1 pseudogene is annotated in these 1,027 nt (G+C 39.2%); it reads right to left on the bottom strand.

From position 1 onward, the window contains the following. A pseudogene (locus WH52_RS14915) lies at window positions 1-1,027 on the bottom strand (hypothetical protein); the annotation flags it as partial.

Here is a 1,027-nt window from a genome sequence, read left to right as displayed (position 1 = left end):
CCTACTGCTTGATTGTTAAATACTCCTGTTGAGTTTGAACTTCCACCCAAAGTATAGGTATAACTCCCTACTGGTGCTGCTGTAATCGTAATATTTCCTGTTCCATCACAATTATATGCTACTGCACTTGTTAAAGCTGGTTCGGTTGGTAAGTCGTTAATTGTCAATGTTCCTAAAGGTAATTCACAATTGTTTTGATCTCTTACGGTTACAACATAATCTCCTGGTGCTAATCCTGATTGTACTAAATCTGTTGAATAGTTTCCGTTTAATCCGTATGTATAATTTGGTCCTGTTCCGCCTGTTGCTGCTACAAATGTAATCTCTCCGCCTGTTGGATTTGTACAAGTCGTATGCTTGGTTACACTTGCTGAACTTGTTAATGGATCTGGATCATCTATTACTACATCTAGTGGAGCACTTGAACATCCATTCGCATCTGTAATGGTTACTACATAAGTTGCTGATGTTAAGTTAGTATATGTTTGATCTCCTGTTACGCCTGTTCTGGTTGGTACTGCTGTTCCGCTAGTAGTAGTTACCGTTACATCGAATGGACTTTGTCCTTCTGTAATACTTAACGTAAATCCTCCTAACTCTCCACTACAATTTGGTTGTGATATAGTTGCTGCTCCTACTGGATTTAATATTGCCTCTACTCGAACTGTCTCTCTAAATTCACAATAGTCTGCATTTCCATCATTGTCACGTACATAAACATCATAATCTCCTGCTGCTCCTAATGGTACGGTAAAACTGTTGCTTGTTCCAAAGGTTGGTGTTCCGCCTGATAATACAAATCCATATACATAGTTTGTATCTCCTCCCGTTGCAGTTACTACAATACTTCCTGGGTTACAAGTTACTGCAGTTGGGGCTGATGTTGCACGCAACTCATCATAAATTGTATGATTACTTACTGCTGAAATACAACCTAATGCATCTAATACTTCTATCGTATAAGCGCCTGGTGTTAAACCTGTAAATGTATGAGTAGTTGCAGTTGCTGGTGTTGGACTTACCCATG

The sequence above is a fragment of the Tenacibaculum holothuriorum genome (assembly GCF_002120225.1).
Lineage (GTDB): Bacteria > Bacteroidota > Bacteroidia > Flavobacteriales > Flavobacteriaceae > Polaribacter > Polaribacter holothuriorum.
This window is presented reverse-complemented; position numbering and strand designations above follow the sequence as displayed.